Origin of the sequence: Loktanella sp. SALINAS62, assembly GCF_018263905.1 — a bacterium.
Classification (GTDB): domain Bacteria; phylum Pseudomonadota; class Alphaproteobacteria; order Rhodobacterales; family Rhodobacteraceae; genus Loktanella.
Map to the genome: position 1 here is coordinate 100324 of NZ_JAAFZU010000077.1, position 23086 is coordinate 123409.

Here is a 23086-nt window from a genome sequence, read left to right on the forward strand (position 1 = left end):
TCCCCTCTCACCGTCCCACGCCATAGGCCCGCAGATCAAGCTTCAGGAAATGCGCGCGTTCGTCGCGGGTCAGCGGGTAGCGGCGCAGCATGCAATCGTGTTCGGATTTGGCGCGCGCGCCCCAGTCGCCCCGCAGATGGTCCATCAGGCGCACATGCGCGTCGATCCATGTCACGCGCGAATAATTCGTGCTGCCGATCAGCCCCGCCAGACGGTCGGGCAATCGGGTGCCTAGCTTGCCCAGCCAGACCGGCGGCGTCGTGATGCGGTGGCGTTCTTCTTCGGCCATGGCGATGGCGCGGGTGCGCCGGAACATGATCTGGTAGATCATTTCGTATCCATCGACCGCCTCGCGCGATATCTCTGCCCCGTCGGCATCGACGACCAGCTCATAGAACGGACCGTCGCCTTCGGCATGCGGCGTGCCATCGCCGCGCGGCGCATGGTCCAGCGTCCATGTGGGGTCGGGCTGGCCAAGCTTTGCCAGCAGATCACGAATTTCCGTTTCGATCTCGGTCCGGGTCATGCCGCGTCCCTTTCGACTTCCGACCGGATGATCCGCGCGATCAGCGCGCAGTCATCCACGCTCAGCGTCAGCGGCAGACGCATATCCAGCAACCCTGCAAGCACCCGGTCGCTGTCGGGCAACGGCTCAGACGCGGCATAGCGCCAGTGGTCATAGCGTGATGTGAAACCCGCAGGGTCCGGCGCGCCGAACCATTTCAGCACCACGCCGCGCGCCGCACAGCGCGCGACCACGCCGCGCACCGCATCGGCGTCCCACCCCGGCAACAGAAACTGAAACGACGACGCGACATAGGATTCGGCGGCAGGCCGGTGCGGCAGGTAAATCCCGTTGATTCCGGCCAGCCCCGCCACCACCGCATCATACAATGCGTTCCAACGCATAGCCTGTCGCGGCAGGTCCGCCAGTTGCGGGCGCAGGATCGCCGCGCGCAGATTGTCCATCCGTCCGGAAATGTTGGGCACCTGATACCGCAGGTCGGCAAACGCCTCTGGCGGGGGGGCGGCGATATGGCTGTCGTACAGCATATAGCTGCCCGACAGCAGTATCGCCCGCGCGGCCACTTCCGCATCGTCGGTGATCAGCAAACCACCTTCGCCCGCATTGATGTGTTTATAGGTCTGGGTCGAAAAACAGCCGATCCGCCCCCAGCGCCCCGACGGCACGCCGTCCCATGCGGCACCCATCGTATGTGCGCAATCCTCGATCACGGTGACGCCCGCCGCGTCGCAAAGGTCCATCAGCGCGCGCATGTCGCACAGATGGCCGCGCATATGCGACAACAGCAGCACACGGGCCTGCGGCAGTTTCGCCGCCAGATCATCAAGGTCGATCACCAGATCACGCGTCACGCCCACATACACCGGAACAGCCCCAACCCCCGCAATCGCCCCCGGTACCGGGGCTAGCGTAAATGCGTTGGTCAGCACAGTGTCGCCCGGACCGACACCGCAGGCGCGCAGCGCGCACCCCAGCGCATAACCGCCCGATGCCACAGCCAAACAATAACGCGCACCGGACTGCGCGGCAAAATCCTGTTCCAGCAACGCCGCCTCCGCGACCTCTGCCCCTGCGGTATTGTAGCGGTGCAAACGGCCATGCCGCATCACGGCCACCGCCGCCGCGATCGACGCATCCGGCAGCGGTTCCTGCTGCGTGAAACTGCCCTGAAAACGTTCCTCCATCAGCAGAGTGTTCAGGATATGGACAGCAGCGTCAACGCCCCAACAGATCGACCGCGATCCGGTCCAGATCAGTGTAGCGGTGCAGTGCCACGTCATGATCAAGGTCCAGCACCGCATGACCTGACGGACCAAAGGACACCATCACCATCGGCACACCCGCCGCGCGCGCGGTATCGGAATCGGTCTGCGTATCACCAACCAGAAACGCCCGGTCCGCCACCCCGCCCGCACGACTGACCGCCGCGTGGAACGGCGCGGGGTCCGGTTTGCTGACCGTCAGCGTATCGGCAGAGATCACCGCGTCGAACACGTCCTGCGCGTCCAGCGCCGCCAGCAGTAGTGTCGTCAGCCTGCCCGGCTTGTTGGTGCAGATCGCGGTCTTGAACCCCGCAGCCCGCAGCCGTGCCACGGCGTCCAGCGCGCCCTCATAGAAATAACTGTGCCGCGCGATATCACGCGCATAATGGTCCAACAGCGGCTGATATTGCGCATCCACGTCCACTTCGTGATCGCCGGCGCCACGCAAGCGTTCGAACCCCAGCCGCAGCATCGCGCGCGCACCCCTGACCGCCGTACCGCCGTCTTGCGGGTGCTGCAGCGGGGCGTCATGGCCCAACCCCGCAAAGCAGGCATTCGCCGCCGCCAGCAGATCCCCGCTGGTATCCATCAGGGTTCCGTCCAGATCAAAAACAACACAACGCATGGGCCCATCCTGTTCCGTGGCCATATTACCGACCGTAAAGCTTTGTGACAGCACGCTGCCTTGTGCGCTCTGCCCGATCGGCTACAACGCGTCCAGACCGAAGATGGAGCATTGGGACCAGATGGCAACCGCATTGATCGTTCTGGCCGCAGGCAAGGGCACCCGCATGCAATCCGACCTGCCAAAGGTCTTGCATCCCCTTGGCGCAGCCCCCCTGCTGGTGCACGCGCTGTCGGCCGGTGGCGCCCTGGACCCCGACCGCACGGTCGTGGTGGCGGGCCACGGTGCGGATCTGGTGGAACGGACAGCGCTGGGTTTTGACGACCGGATCGCCACCGTGCGCCAGACCGAACAGCTGGGCACTGCCCACGCCGTCGCACAGGCACGCGCAGCACTGGACGGATTCGACGGCGATGCTGTGGTGCTGTACGGCGACACGCCTTTCATCACCGGTGAAACACTGGAAACGATGATCGCCGCCCGCGCCGACCACGATGTCGTGGTGCTGGGCTTTCGGGCTGCCGACCCCGGCCGCTACGGGCGGCTGGTGATGGACGGCGACACGCTGACCGGCATCGTGGAATACAAGGACGCGGACGATGCGACCCGCGCGATCACGCTGTGCAATTCCGGTGTTGTCGCCGCCGATGCCGCGACGCTGTTTTCGCTGATCGATGCGGTCGGCAACGACAATGCCAGCGGCGAATATTATCTGACCGATATCGTGGGCCTTGCCCGCGCGCGGGGTCTGTCCGCCGGTGTCGTGACCTGCGCCGAATCCGAAACGCTGGGCATCAACACCCGCGCCGAACTCGCCGCTGCCGAAACCGCGTTCCAGTCGCGGATGCGCGCACGCGCATTGGACGACGGCGTCACCCTGCCCGCGCCCGATACGGTCATCTTTGCCCATGACACATACATCGGCGCCGATGCACTGATCGAACCCTATGTCGTCTTTGCCCCCGGCGTGACGGTGGAAAGCGGGGCCACCATCCGCGCCTTCAGCCATCTCGAAGGCTGCCATGTCAGCCGGGGTGCGATCGTCGGCCCATACGCCCGCCTGCGCCCCGGTGCGGAACTGTCCGAAAACGCGCGCGTCGGCAATTTCGTCGAAATCAAGAACGCAACGCTGGGCGAAGGCGCCAAGGTCAATCACCTGTCCTATATCGGGGACGCACAGATCGGCGCACGCAGCAACATCGGCGCGGGCACCATCACCTGCAACTACGACGGCGTCTTCAAATACCGCACCACCGTGGGCGACGATGCCTTTATCGGGTCGAACACCATGCTGGTGGCCCCCGTCACCGTGGGCGACCGCGCCCTGACCGGATCGGGGTCGGTCATCACGCAGGACATCCCCGCCGAAGCACTGGCGCTGGCCCGCGCCCGTCAGGTGAACAAACCCGGTCTGGCCCAACGCCTGATGGGCAAACTCAAGGCCCTGAAGGCCGCTCAGACAAAGGACCACTGAATATGTGTGGAATCATCGGCGTTCTGTCCAAACACGAAGCAGCGCCCCTGCTGGTCGAAAGCCTCAAGCGGCTGGAATACCGTGGCTATGACAGCGCAGGCATCGCCACGGTCCATAACGGCACGCTGGACCGCCGCCGTGCGGTGGGCAAACTGGTCAACCTTCAGGACCGGCTGGTGCATGAACCGCTGGCGGGCAAGGTCGGCATCGGCCACACCCGCTGGGCCACCCACGGCGCGCCGAACGAAACCAACGCCCACCCCCACCGCGCCGCATCCGTCGCAGTCGTGCATAACGGCATCATCGAAAATTTCCGCGCATTGCGCACGTTTCTGGCCGATCAGGGCATCGCCCATTCCACCGACACCGACACCGAAACCGTGGCGCTGCTGGCACAATATTATCTGGATCGGGGCCACAGCCCGCGTGACGCGGCGCGCGACACCATCGCCCGGCTCGAAGGCGCCTATGCGCTGTGCTTCCTGTTCGACGGTCACGACGATCTGCTGATCGCCGCGCGCAAGGGCAGCCCGCTGGCCATCGGCCACGGTGACGGCGAAAACTTCATCGGGTCGGATGCCATCGCGCTGGCCCCGATCACCAATCAGATCACCTATCTGAACGAAGGCGACTGGGTCGTGCTGACCCGCAGCACGGTCGAAATCCGCGATGCCGATGGCCAGCAGGTCCACCGCGACATGCGCCGCATCGATACCGTCGCCGCCAGCACCGACAAGGGCGGCTACAAACACTACATGGCCAAGGAAATCGCCGAACAGCCCACCGTGCTGCAAGGTGCGCTGGCCCATTACATCACGCCCGACGCCGATGCGGTCACATTGCCCGATCCGGGTCTGGATTTCGCAAAAATCGACCGCCTGACGATGGTGGCCTGCGGCACGGCGTATTATGCCTGCATGGTTGCGAAATACTGGTTCGAACAGATCGCGCGCCTGCCGGTCGAAATCGACGTGGCGTCCGAATTCCGCTACCGCGAACCGCCCGTGACCCCCGGCACCGTGGCGTTGTTCGTCAGCCAGTCGGGCGAAACTGCCGATACGCTCGCCGCCCTGCGCTATATGACGGGCAAGGCGGACAGGATCGTGTCGGTCGTGAACGTCCCTGAAAGCTCCATCGCACGCGAAAGCGATCTGGCGCTGCCGATCCTTGCAGGCGCGGAAATCGGCGTCGCCTCGACCAAGGCGTTTACCTGTCAGTTGACCACCCTGGCCCTGCTGGCGCTGAAGGCCGCGCATGACCGGGGCGAAATCGACGCCGCCACGCTGAACGGCCACCTTGCCGACTTGCGGCAACTGCCCGGCGTAATGAACACGGCACTGGGTATCGAAGACACGGTTGCCGCCATCGCGACCGAACTGGCCGAAGCGCGCGATATCCTGTTCCTGGGCCGTGGTGCCATGTATCCCCTCGCCCACGAAGGTGCGCTGAAGCTCAAGGAAATCAGCTATATCCACGCCGAAGCTTATGCGTCAGGCGAACTGAAACACGGCCCCATCGCGCTGGTTGACGCCCATGTGCCGGTCATCGTCATGGCCCCGACCGACCCGCTTTTCGACAAGACCGTCAGCAACATGCAAGAGGTCATGGCCCGCGGCGGCAAGGTCCTGTTGATCACCGACGAACAGGGCGCCCAGACCGCATCGCAGGGTACGTGGAAGGTGCTGACATTGCCGCAGGTCTCGCCGTTTCTGGCGCCGATCCTCTATGCGATTCCGGCACAACTGCTGGCCTACCACACCGCCATCGCCAAAGGCACGGATGTGGACCAGCCCCGCAATCTTGCGAAATCGGTCACCGTCGAATAGCGCGGCCTGCCTCTTCTTCTTGCCAGAAATATCCCGGGGGGCCGCGCGGCACGCGCGGCGGGGGCAGCGCCCCGACCCGGTCCGCTACCTGCGCGATACGGTCACTTCGGCGATTTCGGTCAGCGGGATGTCCAGCAGCCGCATGGCGGGCAGCGACATTTCACTGCCCGATCCGACCGCCCCGCCTGACGGGCGCAATTCAACGTTGGCTTCATTCGACCGATAGGTCACGCGGCCGTGCGTCAACGCCGTCACCAGCGGTGTTTTCAGCCAGATCCCCGGATCGGCGGGCGATCCCAACGTCACCAGCGTCGTGCCCAGCGTGGCGGACACCGGCGTCGTGATCTCCAGTGCCGCGGCCTTGTCGGCGTCGGTGGTGGTGTCGAATTCATCGACCGTCACCGCGGCTTCAGGCGGCGGCGGTGGCGGCGTGGGGTCCAATGTTGCCACCGGTGCGCTTGTGGGTGCGGGACCGCCCGGTGCTGTGACAGGGGCTGTCGCGGGGGCCATCATGGCCTCGCAGGCGGACAGGGCGACGACGGGGATCAAGAGCAATGCTTTCATGACCGACAAGATACGCCGCCACGACAGCGTGACAAGGCCAAGGTCTTGCCTTGCGCGCCTGATCGCCCGTGCATAGGTTCAAGTTATGAATGCACCGTTGATCGACCCTTTCGCCCGCGCCATCCGTTACCTGCGGGTTTCGGTGACAGACCGCTGTGATTTCCGCTGCGTCTATTGCATGTCGGAAAACATGACGTTCCTGCCCAAAAAGGAACTGCTGACGCTCGAAGAACTGGATCGCATGTGTAGCGCATTCGTCCGGTTGGGCGTGGAAAAGCTGCGGATTACCGGCGGCGAACCGCTGGTGCGGCGCGATATCATGACCTTTTTCCGGTCCATGTCGCGGCATCTGGACAGCGGCGCACTCAAGGAACTGACCCTGACCACCAACGGCAGCCAGCTTGCGCGGTTTGCCGACGATCTTTACGCCGCCGGCGTGCGCCGCGTGAACGTCAGCCTTGATACGCTGGACGAGGCGAAATTTGCCCGCGTGACCCGCTGGGGACGCCTGCCGCAGGTGCTCCGCGGCATCGATGCCGCCCAAAAAGCAGGACTGCGGGTCAAGCTGAACGCCGTCGCACTGAAAGATTTCAACGAAGAAGAGCTGTTCACCCTGACCGGCTGGTGTGCCGCCCGCGATATCGACCTGACCTTTATCGAGGTCATGCCGATGGGCGACATCGGAAACGAGGACCGCGTCGGCCAGTTCTGGTCGCTCAAGGATCTGCGCGCCGACCTTGCGACACGCTACACCGTGACCGATCTTCCCGAATCGACCGGTGGTCCGGCCCGCTATGTCCGGCTGGAAGAAACCGGTCAAAATATCGGCTTCATCACGCCGCTGTCCCATAACTTCTGCGAATCCTGCAACCGCGTGCGGATCACCTGCACCGGCGAAATCTACACCTGTCTGGGCCAAGAAGGTCATTCCGACCTGCGCGCGCCGCTGCGGTCGTCCGAATCGGATGCCATACTGGACGACGCGATCCGCGCGGCCATCGCACTCAAACCCAAGGGCCATGATTTCGACTATTCGCGGCAGACCGCCGACGGTCAGGTGTCCCGCCACATGAGCCATACCGGCGGCTGACGGTGACCGCGCCGCCGATGCTGCTGCGGCTTTACGCGGGGCTGGCAGCACTTGCCGTGCCGTTGTTGGCCCGCCGTCTGACCGCCAAACTGACCGACCACGGTGTCACACCAGCCCGTGCGCGCGAACGGTTCGGCCATGCCACGCAATCGCGCCCCGATGGTCCGCTGATCTGGTTTCACGGTGCATCTGTCGGTGAAACGCTCAGCCTGTTGCCGCTGCTTACACCGTTGCAGGCCGCCCGCCCTGATGTGCAGGTGTTGATCACATCGGGCACCGCATCGTCGGCGGATATCCTGTCGCGGCGTCTGCCACCGGGGGCGATGCACCAGTTCGCGCCACTGGATACGGCGCGCATCCTGACACGGTTCCATGCCCATTGGCGGCCTGACCTGCTGGTGCTGATCGAATCAGAAATCTGGCCCAATACCGTGCGGTCCTGCACCGCCCGCGACGTCCCGGTCGTCTTGCTGAACGCCCGCCTGTCGGATCGGTCGCTGCGCCGTTGGCAACGTCTGGGCGCACCTGCCCGCTGGTTGTTGGCGCAATTCGCGCTGATCGTGGCCCAGACCGACGCCACGGCGGGGAACCTGCGCGCACTGGGGGCGGACCGCGTGCAGGTCGGGGCCAACCTCAAGGCCGCAGCCCCGCCGCCGCCCGACGATCCGGCAGCCCGCGCCACTGTCGCACAGGCGTTGGCCGGGCGACCGGTCTGGCTGGCCGCATCCACCCACGCGGGCGAAGACGCGGCAATTCTGGATGCCCACGCAGACCTGCGGGCCACCCGCCCCGACCTGTGTCTGATACTGGCACCACGCCACCCTGAACGCGCGGACGACATTGCCGCCCTGTGCCGCGACCGTAGCCTGACCGTCACCCGGCGCAGTCAGGGCGATGGGCCCACCGCCGCCGTTTATCTGGCGGACACGCTGGGCGAAATGGGTCTGTGGTATCGGCTGGCACCGATCACGTTTATCGCAGGGTCACTGGGCACCGCCGGGGGTCATAACCCGTGGGAGGCCTGTATCGGCACCGCCATCCTGCACGGGCCGCAGGTCGCGAATTGTGCCGTGGATTACGCAGCCCTGCACCGCGCGGATGCCGCACAGCAGATCACGGCGCAAACCCTTGCCGCATCGGTCGCGGCCCTGCTGGATGATCCGGACCGCGCACAGGCCATGGCGCAGGCCGCACGGATCTGCCAACAGACCCAAGGAGTCGGCACCGATGCGCTGGCCCGCCTGCTGCTTGCGATGACAAAGGACGCTGCCCCATGATCGATCCCGCGACCGTGCAGGTCATCGCCCCCAATCTGAAAAAGCGTTATTCAGGCGTCACATCGACCGTGCTGCGACTGGTGCCATTGCAGGCGCGCGATATCGCCATCGCCAGCGTCGGCCCGAAACTGCCCGCCGAGATGCCCCAGATCAGGATTCGCGATCTGTTGACCATGCCGCGCCGCAAACGGGTCTGGCACGCACGTCGCAACAACGAAATGCTGGTCGGCCTGCTGCTGCGTCATGTGCTGCGCCAACCGCTGAAACTGATGTTCACCTCTGCCGCACAGCGCGACCATTCGGGCTGGACCAAATGGTTGATCGCACGCCAGGACAAGGTCGTCGCGACCTCTGCCCGGTCGGCGGCATTCCTGAAACGCGACGCGCAGGTGATCCACCACGGGATCGACACCGATCATTTCTGCCCTGCCACCGACCGTGCGGCCCTGCGTAGACAACTGGCATTGCCGGTCGATGCCACATTGCTGGGCTGTTTTGGCCGCGTCCGCCCGTCCAAAGGCAACGATCTGTTCATCGACGCCATGATCGCCGTGCTGCCGCAGTTCCCACAGGCCCATGCGGTCATGATGGGCGGTGTCACCGATCAGTTCAGCGGGTTCATGGACAAACTGCGCGCCCGCGTCGCGGCATCGGACGTCGCAGACCGGATCCACATCCTGCCAGAGGACCCCGGCTGGACCATCGCGCCCTGGTTTCAGGCCATCGACCTGTATATCGCACCCCAGCGCAACGAAGGCTTTGGCCTGACCCCGCTGGAAGCGATGTCTTGCGGTGTGCCCAGCATCGCCACCCGCACCGGCGCGTTCGAGGAGATCGTGGCCGACGGTGAAACCGGAACGCTGATTCCGACAGAGGATTATCCCGCACTGGAAACGGCGATCCGGTCGGCGCTGGCTGACCCCGCGACGCTGTCGCGCTGGTCCGCCGCCTGCCGCCCGCGTGCCGTGAACGGGTTTCACATTGCGGATGAAGCGGCAGCGCTGGTGGCGATCTACCGCGACCTGCTGGACGCGCGCTGACCGCCAGCGGCGATGGGGGCGCTGCCCCCGGACCTGACGGTCCTCCCCCGGGATATTTGGAAAACAGCGATTGCGGCGTCAGGCAGCAGGCATCCGGCGTTCGACGATTTCCGCCCACCACGAACAACCCGCCGGGATTGCATCGTCGTTAAAGTTGTATTCGGGATGATGAACGCTGGCCGTATCGCCATTGCCCACCAGAATGTAGGCGCCGGGACGTTCTTCGAGCATGAAGGCGAAGTCTTCGCCGCCCATGACCAGCGGCGCTTCGGCGCAGTCGCCAGACACCGCGCGCGCGACATCGGCGGCGAATGCGGTCTGATCGTCGTGATTGACCATGCAGGGGTAGCCCTTGTGGTATGTCACATCGGCACGCGCACCGAATGTCGCGGCGGTGCCTTCGCAGATCGCAACCAGCCGCTGTTCGGCCAAGGCACGCATGCCCGGTGACATGGTGCGGACGGTGCCGCGCAGATGCACCCGCTGGGCGATGACGTTATAAGCCTTTGACGAGCTTTCAATCGATGTCACCGACACGACCACCTGATCCACCGGGTCCGCGTTGCGGCTGGCGATGGATTGCAGCGCCGTCACGCAATGGGCCGCGATCAGCGTGCTGTCCACGGTTTCCTGCGGCTTGGCAGCGTGACCGCCCTTGCCTTCGATCACCACATCGAACTGATCGGTCGCGGCAAAGAAGGCGCCGGGCCGGATCGCAAAGCTGCCCACCGGGCGGCCCGGCCAGTTGTGCATGCCGTAGACCTCGTCGATGTTCCAGCGGTCCATCATGCCGTCTTCGCACATTTCGCGCCCGCCACCGCCGCCTTCTTCGGCAGGTTGAAAGATCACGACGACGGTGCCGTCGAAATTACGGGTTTCCGCCAGATATTGCGCGGCCCCCAGCAGCATTGCGGTATGACCGTCATGACCGCAGGCGTGCATGGCACCGGGCGTCTGGCTGGCGTAGTCCAGACCCGTCGCTTCGGTGATAGGAAGTGCATCCATATCGGCACGCAAACCAATGACCTTGCCCGATAAATCGGTTTTGCCCTTGATGACGCCGACGACGCCGGTGCGCCCGATACCGGTCGTCACCTCGTCACAGCCAATCGCTGTCAGGCGGTCGGCCACGATTTGCGACGTGCGGTGCGTGTCGAACAGGATTTCGGGGTGCGCATGCAGATCGCGGCGGATCGCGGTGATATCGTCGTGCAGTTCGGCAAAGCGGTTCTTGACGGGCATGGGGTGTCTCCTTTGGCTTTGATCCTGTCACCGTGCCGGAAGGGCCGCAAGGGTCACAGGTTCGGTCCCAGCACAAGACGCGATCCGTCGCTGAAGCGGGACAGACGAAAGCGGGTCAGATCATGCCCCGGCGACCGGTCCTGCGCCAGCCTTGCGGCGATGCGGCCCATCGCCGGGCCGATCCCAAAGCCGTGACCGCACATGCCGGTGCAGACCGTCAGACCGGGGATCGCCGCCACATGATCCACCACGGGAACCACGTCCGGCATCACGTCGATCATGCCCGCCCAGGCCTGCGCGATGCGGACGCCCCCCAACCCCGGAAAGGTCGCGGCAAAGTCGCGCGCCAGCCGCGCAACCCGCCCCGCATGGGGGCGCGGGTCCAGCACGCGCATCGCCTCAAACGGGGATGGCGTATCGCCGGACCAGCGCCGTGGCGTGCCCCATGCATCGGGATATCCTTTTGGCGCAAAGGGTTTATATGACGTTCCAAGCGGATCGGCCAGCAATTGGCGCGCGAACCCGCCAAAGGCACGGAACGCGTCCGGGCCGATGAACAATTCATGAAATCCCGACGGCGCAAGGCTAAATCCGCCATCCGCCCGCTTGCGCCACGCCAGACGGTCATCGACCGCACCGCCGGGGTTCACGCCGCCCATCGGCACGGTTGCGGCCACCGTCGCACGCACGGACAGTTGCGGGATCGTGACGCCGTGGTTGCGCAGAAACAGCGAAGACCACGCACCGCCCGCCAGCACGACCGACCCGCAGGCGATGGTGCCGTTTTCGGTGACGACCCCCGCGACCCGCCCCGCCGACAGATCCAGCGTGCGAACCGCGCAATCCTCGATGATCGTGGCACCCGCAGCCACCGCCGCCTGCGCAAACCGCGGCACCGTGACCCAGGGTTCGGCGCGGTAATCGGTCGGTGTGTACAGCGCCCCCGCCCAGCGGCGTGCCGCCCCGGGTAATTGCGCGGCCACCTGATCTGCCGACAGGATGCGGCTGGACACTTGATAAGGTGCCGCCTGATCCAGCCAGTCACGATAGCGCGCCAGTGCGGCATCGTCCTGGGCCAGATACAGCGTGCCGGTTTGTGCCAGACCGATATCGCCCGCTTCTGCCGCCAGTCCGGGCCACATCGCCTGTGCGTCCAGCATGATCGGCAGTTCGGCGATGTCACGCCCCTGCGCGCGGATCCAGCCCCAGTTGCGGCTGGATTGTTCGCCGGCGATCCGGCCCTTTTCCAGCAACACGCAGGGAACCCCCGCGCGGGCCAGTTCCCAGACTGTCATCACACCGATGATGCCACCGCCGATGACCACCACCTCTGTCCGGGGCGGCAGCGGTGCGTCGAAACGCTGTGGCGTGCGCGCGGTGATCGGCCCGGTCATTGCGCCAGATCGTCGATCAGGCGCGCGATAAACGCTTCACCGGCGGCAAATTGTGCAGTGCTGATAAATTCGTTCGGCTGGTGCGCCTGCGCGATATCGCCCGGCCCCACGACGCAGGCCGAATAGCCACGTTCCTGAAACTGCCCGGCTTCTGTTCCATAGCTGACGACATGGTTGCCGTTGTCGCCGGTCAGGCGTCGGGCCAATTCTTCGGCGCGGCCCTGTGGTTCGGGTGCCAGCCCCGGCAGGCCGAAATAGGCGTCGACCGTGATCCGGCAGGATGGCTGGATCGCCTGCATTTCAGCCTCTATCCGTTTGACTTCGCTCAGGAATAGCTGACGCCAGTCATCCACATTTTCGCCCGGCACGGTGCGGAACGACAGGTCGAACCGGCAGTCGGCGGCGGTGATGTTATGCGCCGTGCCGCCGTTGATCCGCCCGACATGCGCCGACGTATAGGGCGGCACGAATGCAGCGGCGAGGTCGGATGGCACCGCTGCCGCGCGTTCGGCATTCACCCGGTTTGCCCAGTCGATCAACCGGGCGGCCTGCATCACCGCGCTGACGCCAATATCGATGCGTGAAGAATGAACCTCAAACCCTTGGACATGAACAGAAAACCCAATCCCACCCTTGTGCGCGGTCACGACCTGCATCATCGACGGCTCGCCCACCAGCACGGTATCGGCGCGCGGCAGGCCGTGGCTGACCATATGGTCGATCATTGGCGGCGCGCCCAGACAGCCGATCTCTTCGTCATAGGACAGCGCGATCTGCAAGGGCCGCTTGATCCCGCGTGCCAGCGCCAGCGGCACGGCGGACAGGGCCAGCGCATCGAATCCTTTCATGTCGCAGGTGCCGCGTCCGAACAGTTTGCCATCGCGTTCGGTCACGACAAACGGGTCGGTGTCCCAGTCCTGACCGTCGACCGGCACCACATCGGTATGGCCCGACAGGACGACCCCGCCATCCACCTGCGCCCCGACATGCGCATAAAGGGCCGCCTTGGTGCCGTCGGCATTGGGCACACGCACGCTGTCGACGCCGTAATCTTTCAGGTAATCCTCAACGAAATCAATCAGATCCAGATTGCTGTCACGGCTGATCGTGGGAAAACCCACAAGGCGGTCCAGCAGGTCACGGGCGGTCAGGGTCATGGGATGCTCCGGTCAGGTGCGCCTATCCTGCGCCTGCCCCGCGCCGGGTTCAAGGCCGCCAGTGATCCCCGACCCAGGGTGTTGGCCGGATATAGTGCCGCAGGTAGCGCCACAGGCTGCCACCCCTGTCGCGTTGGCCGATCGCACGCAGATGCGCCAGCGGACTGCGGGGCGGGACGGCATCGCTCCACCTGCCGTCGATGGCGTCCTGCGGGTTCAGGTGACCGGCAAAGATCACGATGCGCGTGTCCTTTGGCAATTTCGGGGCCAGCAGGTAGTTCAGCGGAAACGGACGGCGACAGTTGCGCCGAAAATGCGCGACCCAGCCGTCGGGAAAGAATTTCACGCCGCCCGGCGCATTGCGGGTCACGAACCGCTGCTCGTAGCGGTATTCGTCGGCGATCCCCTTGGGGTCGGTCTTGAACAGTGTCTGCAGGGGCAACAGCCCGCCCGCAGGAAACCGGAACACGCTGGTCTGCCCCAGCTTTTCAAACGCCACCACACGGTTGCGGGTCAGGATGACATCATCGGGCGCGCCGTGCTCGAAAAACGGATCAAGCGATCCCGTCACGATCACATCCAGATCCAGAAACAGCACCGGCCCCGTCAGCGTGCCCAGCTTTGGCCCCCAAAGCCGCGATTTGGGCCAGATGCCCGTCTTGGCCTTGGGAATTTCATAATCGATTTCGGGCAAGGGCTGGCAATCGACCTCTGGCCGGATGCCGGTCGGATCGTCGCAAAAGCAGGTAAAACTGAATGGTGGCGTGATGTTGCGTGCAACCATGCCATACAGCCGGTCGATATAGAGCGGGCCGTATTTCGTGCCCCAATTGATGCAAATGACCTGTTTGACGGACATGGGATGCCTTTCGTTTGGCCCGTTATGGCGCGGGAACCAGTGCAAGACCAGCCCGGCAAGGTGGACCTTGCGTCAACCGATCTTTGGGACTTGCGGCGTGTCAAAACCCTGTTACCGTTCTGTAACAGAAACGGGTTGCGCCAATGACAACCCGGCCAGACATTCCGAACCGGGGAGGTTCGCCCATGCCCAACGGGGCACCGGCCGTGCTTGATGTGCAGGGTCTCAAAACTGTTTTCCGTGTCCGCGGCGGCGAAGTGCATGCTGTCAACGACGTCAGCTTTGATCTGGCGGCGGGCGAACTGTTGGGCGTCGTCGGCGAAAGCGGGTCCGGTAAATCCGTGACCATGATGTCGCTGCTGGGCCTGCTGCCGTCACCCCCCGCCGACGTGCGCCAAGGCCGGGTGACGTTCGAAGGTCAGGATTTGCTTCAGGTGTCCGACAGCAAGCTGCGCGCCGTGCGCGGCGGGCGCATTGGATTCGTGTTTCAGGACCCGATGACATCGCTGAACCCCGTTTTCACCGTGGGCTATCAGATCATTGAAACCCTGCGCGCCCATATGGGTCTGTCGAAATCCGCAGCGCGCGACCGCGCGCAGGAACTGCTGGAACTGGTCGGCATCCCGTCCGCCCGCGACCGGCTGAACGATTACCCACACCAGTTTTCCGGCGGGATGCGCCAGCGCGTGATGATCGCCATCGCCCTTGCCTGCGATCCAAAGGTGCTGATCGCGGATGAACCGACCACCGCGCTGGATGTGACGATTCAGGCGCAGATCATCGAACTGATGAAGGATCTGCGCGACAAGCTGGGGATGGCCGTCATCTGGATCACCCACGATCTGGGCGTCATCGCGGGCATCGCGGACCGCGTGATGGTCATGTATGGCGGTCAGGTGGTCGAACAGGCGCCGGTGCGCGACCTGTTCCGCAACCCCAAACATCCCTACACGCAGGCGTTGCTGACGACGATTCCGAAACTCAGCGCCGAACGCGTCCGCCGTCTGACGATCATCGAAGGCCAGCCGCCCATTCTGGGCGAAGCCCCGACCGCCTGTTCGTTCCGTGACCGATGTCCAAAGGCAGTGGCGATCTGCGCACAGCAGAACCCGCCGCGTTTTGATTTCGGCGCAGGCCATGACGCCGCCTGTTTTGTCGCAGCGGAGACCCGCGATGCTGGATGACACCACCCCGCTGGTCCGTATCCGCGACCTGAAAATGCATTTTCCGATTTATTCGGGCATGCTGCGGCGACAGACCGGCGCGGTCAAGGCGGTGGACGGCGTCAGTTTCGACATCAAACGCGGCGAAACACTTGGCCTTGTTGGGGAATCCGGTTGCGGCAAATCCACCTGCGGGCGCGCCGTGCTACGGCTCTATGACATCACCGACGGCAGTATCCAGATTGACGGCGTGGAAATCGGCAACGCGGGTCAATCCGCGTTGCGCCCCCTGCGGCCCGCCATGCAGATGGTGTTTCAGGACCCGCAAGCATCGCTTAACCCGCGCATGACGGTCGAGGCGATCATCCGTGAACCGCTGGACGAACACACCACACTGTCCAAGACCGACAAGGCGCAAAAGGTGCTGGACCTGATGGACGCCGTCGGCTTGAACCGACGGTTTGCAAAGCGTTATCCGCATACCTTTTCGGGCGGACAGCGACAACGCATCGGAATCGCGCGGGCGCTGGCATTGAACCCGAAATTCATCGTCTGCGACGAACCCATCGCGGCGCTGGACGTGTCGATTCAGGCGCAGGTCGTCAATCTGCTGGAAGATTTGCAGGAACAATTCGGCCTGACCTATCTGTTCATCAGCCATGATCTGTCCATGGTGCGCCATATCGCGCAGCGCATCGCGGTGATGTATCTGGGCAAGGTCGTGGAACTGGCCCCCCGCGACCCACTGTATGACGCGCCACTGCATCCCTACACCCGCGCGCTGCTGTCCGCCGTGCCCGAACCCGATCCCGCAATCAGCCAGACCCGCAAACGTGTGGTCCTGCAGGGCGATGTGCCGTCACCTGCCAACCCGCCGGATGGCTGCAATTTCTGTACCCGATGCCCCGCCGTGATGGACGTCTGCCGGCGCATCGACCCGACCTTTCAAGAGGTGGAACCGGGGCGCTTTGTCGCCTGCCACCTTTATGAAAACCACGCCTCCAAGACCGAAAAGGCAGAGGCACATGCAAACCAGCAAGGGAGTTAACGCATGAAACTGAAAACAATTCTGATGGGCGCGATTGCGACCATGGGGACCGCCCCCATGGTGTTCGCAGATGCCCACGAAGGAGAACGCGGCCGCGACGGTCTGGTCAACATCATCTACTGGCAAGCACCGTCGATCATGAACCCGTTCCTGTCGGGCGGCACAAAGGACGTGGAAGCCGCCAGTCTGGTGCTGGAACCGCTGATGCGCTTCAACGAAACCGGTGAAATCGTGCCGTGGCTGGTCAACGAGGTGCCGACGGTCGAAAACGGTGGCGTCACCGAAGACCTGATGCAGATCACCTATAACATCACCGAAGGTCTGACATGGTCGGACGGCACGCCGTTCACATCCGCCGACGTGAAATTCACCTATGACTACTGCACAGCCGAAGGCGGCGGTTGCGCACAGGCGACAAAATTCGACGGCATCGACAGCGTCGAAACCCCGGACGATCTGACCGTGGTGGTGAACTTTTCAGCCGCAACGCCTTATCCCTATTCGGCGTTCAACGGTGCTGAAAGCCCAATCATTCAGGCCGCACAATTCGCGGATTGCCTCGGGCCAAAGGCACCTGAATGCACTGACCAGAACTTTATGCCGATCGGAACGGGGCCGTTTGTGGTGACGGATTTCCGCACCAATGACGTCATCCAGCTCGAAGCGAACCCGAACTACCGCGACCCCAACAAGCCCGCCTTTGCCACCGTCACGCTGAAAGGCGGCGGCGATGCCACGGCTGCTGGTCGTGCGGTCATGGAAACCGGCGAATTCGACTACGCCTGGAACCTGCAACTGGCCCCCGACGTGATCGCGTCGATGGAACAGGGCGGCATGGGTGTGCCGGTCGCGGGCTTCGGCACGCTGGTCGAACGCATCATGCTGAACAACACCAACCCCGATCCATCCCTGCCCGACGACGAACGGTCCGTCATCCGCCCGCATCCGTTCCTGAGTGATCCGGCGGTTTACAACGCCATGTCGATGGCCATCGACCGCCCGCTGCTGGTCGAGGTCGGTTACGGTCAGGCCGGACGCGTCACCTGCAACTGGGTGCCCGCACCGGATCTTTACGCCTCTACCTCTATGACCTGCGACACGCAGGACATTGATGGCGCCAACGCCATGCTGGAAGAGGCGGGTTACGTGGACACCGACGGTGACGGTATCCGTGAAACACCCGACGGTCAGCCCATGCAGATCCTGTATCAATCGTCGACCAACGCCGTCCGTCAGGATTTTCAGGCGCTGATCAAGGATTGGTGGGAACAGATCGGCCTTGGCGTGGAACTACGCAACATCGACAGCTCGGTGTTCTTTGGCGGTGATCCGGGTTCGCCCGACACGTTCCAAAAGTTCTATGCCGACGTGGAAATGTATGCCAACAACTTCCCCGGCACCGATCCGCAGGCCTATCTGGGCAACGGCAAATGCGACGCCGCACCGACACCCGACAGCCAGTGGCAGGGTGAAAACATCAGCCGTTTCTGCATGGAAGAATACGACGCCCTGCATGACGAGCTGTCACAGACCGCCGATCTGGAAGAACGCGGTCGCATCGCCCGCGAACTCAACGACATGGCCGTCCAGAACGGGATGATGATCCCGCTGGTCGATCGCGGTCGTCTGTCCGCCCATGCCAACAGCCTGGGTGGCGTGGTTCTGAACACATGGGATTCGGAACTGTGGAACGCGGCTGACTGGTATCGCACCGGCGACAACCGCTGAACATACTGCGCGGGCGGGCCATGCAGGCCCGCCCGTATTTCCCCGAACACACTTCGCCAAGGCGCCAGACATCATGCTGACCTACACCATCAGGCGGTTGCTGATTTCCATTCCGACGCTTTTGCTGATTGCATTCGTGATCTTCATGCTGCTGGAACTCGCACCCGGCGACCCCATGGCATCCATGCCGCTGACCATCCCCGCAGAGGTCAAGCAACAGATGCGCGAAGCACTGGGGTTAGGAGAGCCGTGGTGGGTCCGCTTTCCGCTGTGGCTGAAACAATTCTTCATCGTCGAACCCGCCTATTGGATCGACAGTATCTTTGGCACCGATCTGGCTGCCGGTCAGCAACGCATCATCAGTTTCCAGTCGCGCAGTCCGGTGTTCGACACGATTGCGCAGCGCCTGCCGCAGACAATCTGGGTCGTGGGCATGTCCTATGTGGTGGGGGTGCTGATTGCCTTGCCCGTCGGGATCATCAGCGCCTATCGCCAGTATTCCGTGTTCGATCAGGCGGGCACATTCGTGTCGATGATCGGGTTTTCGGTGCCGCCGTTCTTTTCGGGCGTGCTGCTGATTGTCATCTTCTCTGTCTCGCTGGGCTGGCTACCGTCGATCTACGACACCACCCATCAGGTCCGCGACTGGGACAGCTTTGTCTTTCAGCTGCGCCAGATGGTGATGCCCGTCATGGTGCTGGCGTTGCAGACCACAGCACAGATCAGCCGCTACATGCGCGCCGCCATGCTGGATAATCTCGGTCAGGATTACGTCCGCACGGCCCGCGCCAAGGGGATGTCCGAACGGGTCGTCGTGCTAAAGCACGTGCTGCGCAATTCGATGATCCCCGTCATCACCGTAATCGCGCTTGGCATCCCTTCGATCTTTGGCGGGGCAATCATCACCGAACAGATCTTCAAGGTGAACGGTCTGGGCCAGTTGCTGATCATCGCGCTGCAAGGCAACGACATCCCGATGGTCATGACGCTGACCTTTCTGTTCGCGGTGCTGATCGTGATGTTCAACCTGATTGCCGACGTGCTTTATGGCGTCTTCGACCCAAGGATCCGCTATGATTGAACGTGCCGCAAATCCGCCCCTGCCAGCGGGCGACCCGACAACGCCGGACAGCATCCCGCGCGAACGCAACCAATGGTGGGATGTCTGGGATCAGTTCCGCACGCACAAGGGCGCGATGGCGGGCCTGTTCTTTTTGCTGGGGATCACCCTGTTCTGCCTGATCGGTCCCCTGCTGTGGGGCGTGGACCCCAATACGCTGGATATCCGCAACAAGGATCTGCGGCCCGTCGTAAACGCGCTGTGGGGCGTGGAAAAGGTGTCGTGGGCACATCCCTTTGGCACCGACAATCTGGGCCGCGATATCATGGCGCAAACCATGCAGGGCGGGCGCATCAGTCTGGCCGTGGGCTGGACCGCGATGATCCTTGCCATCGTGATCGGCACCTTTGTCGGGGTGATCGCGGGCTATTTCCCGCGCCTTGACGGTTTGCTGATGCGCCTGACGGACCTGTTTCTTGCACTGCCTTTGCTGCCGCTGTTGCTGGTGATGATGCTGCTGTTCCGCGATCCGCTGCGCGCGGCATTCGGGCCGGAACAGGGTATTTTCATCCTGATCGTCATCGGCATCGGCATCACAAGCTGGATGCAGACCGCGCGGATCGTGCGTGGCGACGTGCTGGCGCTGAAGGAACGCGAATACGTGCTGGCCGCGCGGTCCATCGGCACCCCCAGCCGCCGCATCATCACGCGGCACCTGCTGCCGAACGTGCTATCGCCCATCATGGTCAGCGCCACACTGGGCCTTGCCACCGCGATCATCACGGAATCCGCGATCTCTTTTCTGGGGCTCGGATTTCCGCCGGATTATCCGACGTGGGGCAAGCTGTTGGCCGACGCCGTGCCCCGCATGGTCAGTTTTCCCGAAAGAGTGATCTGGCCCGGTTTGGCAATTTCCTTGACCGTGCTGGCGGTGAACTACATCGGTGATGGGCTGCGCGATGCATTGGACCCACGTATCCGCGGCACATAGTTTCGCCCCTGTGGCGCACCCGCGCGCGCGCGCCACAACCAAAGGCTGACCATGACCCACACCACCCGCGACCTGACAACCGGACCTGTCTGGCGCGCTTTGGCACGCCTGTCAGCGCCCATGATGATCGGCATCATGGCGACACTGTCTGTCGGGCTGGCAGATGCGTATTTTCTGGCACAACTGGGCGGCGCACCGCTGGCCGCAGTCGGATTCATCTACCCCGTGACAGCGACCGTCACATCGCTGTCCATCGGGCTAAGTGCCGGGGCAAACGCCACCGTCAGTCAGGCCATCGGCGCCAAAGCACAGGACCGCAACCCGACGCGCATCGGCCTGCATGCCGTGGGCCTTGGGCTGGTGCTGGCGCTGATCGTGTCGGGCCTGATCTTTGTCACATACCCCACGCTTTTTGCCCTGCTGGGCGCCCAAGATGACGCCGCCGCCGAAATCGCGCTGTTCATGCCGTGGTGGTGCGCCGCGTTTCCGTTTCTGGTGGTTCAGATGCAGGTCAGCGCGCTGTTTCGCGCCCACGGCAGTTCTGTCGTGCCTGCGGTTTTGCTGACTGTCGGCGCTATCGTGAACATAGCGCTTGACCCGTTGCTGATCTTTACCGCAGGCCTTGGGACCGAAGGTGCTGCACTGGCCACCTTTATCGCGCGGGCATCCTTTGCCGTGCTGGGGGTCGGTTACGCGGTCCGGACAGGCGTGCTGGTCTGGTGCCCCAATGTCACCCGCGATCTGTGGTGGTCAATCAAGGAATTGTTCAAGGTCGGCGGCCCGGCCGCCTTTTCCAACGCCATCAACCCGGCAGGCATGGCCGCCGTCACCGCCGCCGTCGCGACCGTCGGCACAGAAGCCGTGGCAGGATTCGGCGCGGCAACACGGGTGCAACAGCTTGCACTGGTGCCGATGCTGGCGCTGTCGGCAGGCATTGGCCCCATCGTCGGGCAAAACTGGGGTGGCGGCGACACATCCCGCGCGGCCCAAGCATTGCAGGCGGCATTGGCATTCTGTGTCTGCTACGGTGTGGCGATCGGGGTGGCGTTGTTCATGTTCGCAAGCACCCTCTCCGATTGGTTGGCGTCCGCCGGACCCGCCGCGGATTATGCCGCGATCTATTTGCGGATCGTCGGCTGGTCCCTGTTCGGCTACGGATTCGTGGTGGTCATCAACGCCGCGATGAACGCAAGATCGCGGGCGGTCTGGTCGATGGTCCTGTCGCTGGGCCGGATCGGGCTGTTCTACATCCCCTTGGCGTGGCTGGGCGTCAGCCTGATGGATTTCAAGGGCATCACACTGGCCGCAGCCGCCGCCAATGTCGCCGCAGCCACCGTCGGCGTGTTTTTTGCAGCGCGCCTTGGCCTGTTCCGCGCCACCAACCTGCGCATGACATTTGCCTAAGACCTGACTTTCACAACAATGCGGGTCAGGCGATATGTTTGCGCAGGCGCTGCACCATGAACCAGACGCCAAGCAACACCAGTGGCGTTACAATGGCGGCCATCGTGGTCTTGCTGATGTCCAACGTGGATTCCAGCGGTCCGGTGACATAAAGCACAAGGTTCACGGCGTAATAACTGATCGCAACGGTGGACAGACCTTCGACCGTGCGTTGCAGGCGCAGTTGCATGTCAGACCGTTTGTCCATGCTTTTCAGCAGGTCACGGTTCTGCGCGGACCGGTCCACATCGACGCGCGTGCGCAGCAGATCGCCCGCCCGCAGTGCCCGATCGGACATCGCTTTCAGCCGCGCTTCGGTCGATTTGACCGTCCGCATCGCGGGATCGAAACGTCGCATCATGAATTCACCAAAGGTCTGGCGCCCCTCGAACCGGGTTTCGCGCAGGACCGCGATGCGCTGGTTGACGATGGTTTCATAGGCGCCCGTCGCCCCGAACCGGAACGCTGACTTTGCAACGATGTTTTCCAGCTCTGACGATACGCGCAGCAGGTCGTGCAGCAGCTCTGCCGGTTCGGTGACCGTGCCGCACATCTGTTCCACCAGATGCGTCAACCGCCCGTCGATCTGCGCCATGTCGCGCGACATATCACGCGCCCGGCTTAGCCCCAGCATCGACATCGCCTTATAGGTTTCAATCTCGCACAGCCGTTGCACCACGCGGCCCGTCCGCCGTTCGCCCGATTCAGGGCGGGCAAAAACCGCGATCCGCATATGACCGGCTGTGTCGATCCGGAAATCCGACGCGATCACCAGTTCGCCATCCAGCACCCGACTGATGGCAAGGCTTTCAGGCACGAACCACTCGTCGATCTTGTCGGTGATTCCATCATCATCTTCTGAAAGTTCGATCCGGATCAGCGCGGATGTGATGCGCACGCCCGGCGCCTCCGACAGCCATGCCTCGGGAAACATATCGAACGTTTTTCCGTCGAACGGACGTTCGGCCGTGCCGCTACCAAAAATGGTGAATGTCACGAATTCCGTGTGGCTTTCCCATTTCAGCAAATGTTTGCCCAGATAGCCGGAATAATGCGTGGCCCCCGGCTGGGGATGCTGCGCGCCGTAGCGGTCCAGAAGCTGGATCAGATGCGCCCTGTCGGCATCGCGGTCCCGGCCTGCGGCGTTCTGCGCAGGCTTGATCGCCAGATAGGCAGCACGCGCCGGGGCCGCGACCGCAGGAAAGGGCCGCGCATGCAGCTCGTTTGCCATTGTATAGCGCAGGGGGTGGTCGGAAATCGGCGGCATGATACGTCCTGTCTGGTCTTGTTGTGGATCAGCTTAGCGACGCCGATTGA

At 63.5% G+C, this 23086-nt stretch carries 20 protein-coding genes; 11 read left to right on the top strand and 9 right to left on the bottom strand.

What is annotated here, in order from left to right; all coding sequences use genetic code 11:
- Positions 1-7: 7 nt before the first annotated feature.
- Genes GZH79_RS18225 through GZH79_RS18235 form a run of 3 tightly spaced genes read right to left on the bottom strand, consistent with a single transcriptional unit; the run spans position 8 to position 2413 of the window.
- Positions 8-526 carry a hypothetical protein gene (locus tag GZH79_RS18225; protein ID WP_211645201.1) on the bottom strand — a complete coding sequence of 173 codons (519 nt, stop codon included), beginning with the start codon at positions 524-526 and terminating at the stop codon, positions 8-10.
- On the bottom strand, positions 523-1710 hold the full coding sequence (locus GZH79_RS18230) for a DegT/DnrJ/EryC1/StrS family aminotransferase (RefSeq protein WP_211645258.1): 1188 nt from the start codon (positions 1708-1710) through the stop codon (positions 523-525). Before GZH79_RS18230 ends, GZH79_RS18225 begins: the two co-directional genes overlap by 4 nt.
- Positions 1711-1741: 31 nt before the next feature.
- A complete protein-coding gene (locus tag GZH79_RS18235) occupies positions 1742-2413 on the bottom strand; it encodes an HAD-IA family hydrolase (RefSeq protein WP_211645202.1) in 672 nt (223 codons plus the stop codon).
- A 121-nt stretch (positions 2414-2534) separates the two neighbouring features.
- On the opposite strand from GZH79_RS18235, the gene glmU reads away from it, so the two are divergent.
- Positions 2535-3887: a bifunctional UDP-N-acetylglucosamine diphosphorylase/glucosamine-1-phosphate N-acetyltransferase GlmU gene (gene glmU, locus GZH79_RS18240; RefSeq protein WP_211645203.1), complete on the top strand. Its 1353-nt coding sequence runs from the start codon at positions 2535-2537 to the stop codon at positions 3885-3887.
- 2 nt (positions 3888-3889) lie between these two features.
- Entirely contained in the window at positions 3890-5713 is a 1824-nt protein-coding gene (gene glmS, locus GZH79_RS18245; protein WP_211645204.1) for a glutamine--fructose-6-phosphate transaminase (isomerizing), read from the top strand.
- Between the two features lie 84 nt (positions 5714-5797).
- On the opposite strand, the gene GZH79_RS18250 is transcribed toward glmS, so the two are convergent.
- A complete protein-coding gene (locus tag GZH79_RS18250) occupies positions 5798-6262 on the bottom strand; it encodes a D-galactarate dehydratase (protein ID WP_249219283.1) in 465 nt (154 codons plus the stop codon).
- A 100-nt stretch (positions 6263-6362) separates the two neighbouring features.
- On the opposite strand from GZH79_RS18250, the gene moaA reads away from it, so the two are divergent.
- The 3 genes from moaA to GZH79_RS18265 are packed head-to-tail and all read left to right on the top strand — an operon-like array spanning position 6363 to position 9684.
- Positions 6363-7367 carry a GTP 3',8-cyclase MoaA gene (moaA, locus tag GZH79_RS18255; protein ID WP_211645205.1) on the top strand — a complete coding sequence of 335 codons (1005 nt, stop codon included), beginning with the start codon at positions 6363-6365 and terminating at the stop codon, positions 7365-7367.
- A gap of 2 nt (positions 7368-7369) precedes the next feature.
- The gene (locus tag GZH79_RS18260; protein WP_211645206.1) at positions 7370-8644 is read left to right on the top strand and encodes a 3-deoxy-D-manno-octulosonic acid transferase; all 1275 of its coding nucleotides are present in this window, start codon (positions 7370-7372) and stop codon (positions 8642-8644) included.
- The gene (locus GZH79_RS18265; RefSeq protein ID WP_211645207.1) at positions 8641-9684 is read left to right on the top strand and encodes a glycosyltransferase family 4 protein; all 1044 of its coding nucleotides are present in this window, start codon (positions 8641-8643) and stop codon (positions 9682-9684) included. The genes GZH79_RS18260 and GZH79_RS18265 overlap by 4 nt, the downstream gene beginning before the upstream one ends.
- A gap of 78 nt (positions 9685-9762) precedes the next feature.
- Here GZH79_RS18265 and GZH79_RS18270 read toward each other — a convergent pair whose 3' ends face one another.
- The 4 genes from GZH79_RS18270 to GZH79_RS18285 are packed head-to-tail and all read right to left on the bottom strand — an operon-like array spanning position 9763 to position 14336.
- The gene (locus GZH79_RS18270; RefSeq protein WP_211645208.1) at positions 9763-10926 is read right to left on the bottom strand and encodes a M20 aminoacylase family protein; all 1164 of its coding nucleotides are present in this window, start codon (positions 10924-10926) and stop codon (positions 9763-9765) included.
- 53 nt (positions 10927-10979) lie between these two features.
- Positions 10980-12320: an FAD-binding oxidoreductase gene (locus GZH79_RS18275; RefSeq protein WP_211645209.1), complete on the bottom strand. Its 1341-nt coding sequence runs from the start codon at positions 12318-12320 to the stop codon at positions 10980-10982.
- Positions 12317-13477, bottom strand: a complete 1161-nt coding sequence (gene argE, locus GZH79_RS18280) for an acetylornithine deacetylase (protein ID WP_211645210.1) — start codon at positions 13475-13477, stop codon at positions 12317-12319. Before argE ends, GZH79_RS18275 begins: the two co-directional genes overlap by 4 nt.
- A 49-nt stretch (positions 13478-13526) precedes the next feature.
- Positions 13527-14336: a glycosyl transferase gene (locus GZH79_RS18285; protein WP_211645211.1), complete on the bottom strand. Its 810-nt coding sequence runs from the start codon at positions 14334-14336 to the stop codon at positions 13527-13529.
- Between the two features lie 185 nt (positions 14337-14521).
- Between GZH79_RS18285 and GZH79_RS18290 the strand changes: the two genes are divergently transcribed.
- The 6 genes from GZH79_RS18290 to GZH79_RS18315 all read left to right on the top strand — a co-directional run bounded on the left by GZH79_RS18290 (position 14522) and on the right by GZH79_RS18315 (position 21730).
- Complete coding sequence (locus GZH79_RS18290; protein WP_211645260.1) at positions 14522-15520, top strand: ABC transporter ATP-binding protein; 999 nt, start codon at positions 14522-14524, stop codon at positions 15518-15520.
- Positions 15510-16547 carry a dipeptide ABC transporter ATP-binding protein gene (locus GZH79_RS18295; protein WP_211645212.1) on the top strand — a complete coding sequence of 346 codons (1038 nt, stop codon included), beginning with the start codon at positions 15510-15512 and terminating at the stop codon, positions 16545-16547. Before GZH79_RS18290 ends, GZH79_RS18295 begins: the two co-directional genes overlap by 11 nt.
- Before the next feature lie 3 nt (positions 16548-16550).
- A complete protein-coding gene (locus tag GZH79_RS18300; RefSeq protein ID WP_211645213.1) occupies positions 16551-18275 on the top strand; it encodes a peptide ABC transporter substrate-binding protein in 1725 nt (574 codons plus the stop codon).
- A 73-nt stretch (positions 18276-18348) separates the two neighbouring features.
- Positions 18349-19356, top strand: coding sequence for an ABC transporter permease (locus tag GZH79_RS18305; RefSeq protein WP_211645214.1), 1008 nt, complete (start codon positions 18349-18351; stop codon positions 19354-19356).
- Positions 19349-20326, top strand: coding sequence for an ABC transporter permease (locus GZH79_RS18310; protein WP_211645215.1), 978 nt, complete (start codon positions 19349-19351; stop codon positions 20324-20326). Before GZH79_RS18305 ends, GZH79_RS18310 begins: the two co-directional genes overlap by 8 nt.
- A 51-nt stretch (positions 20327-20377) precedes the next feature.
- A complete protein-coding gene (locus GZH79_RS18315; RefSeq protein WP_249219284.1) occupies positions 20378-21730 on the top strand; it encodes an MATE family efflux transporter in 1353 nt (450 codons plus the stop codon).
- Between the two features lie 25 nt (positions 21731-21755).
- On the opposite strand, the gene GZH79_RS18320 is transcribed toward GZH79_RS18315, so the two are convergent.
- Positions 21756-23036, bottom strand: a complete 1281-nt coding sequence (locus GZH79_RS18320) for a DUF3422 domain-containing protein (protein WP_211645216.1) — start codon at positions 23034-23036, stop codon at positions 21756-21758.
- Between the last annotated feature and the right edge of the window lie 50 nt (positions 23037-23086).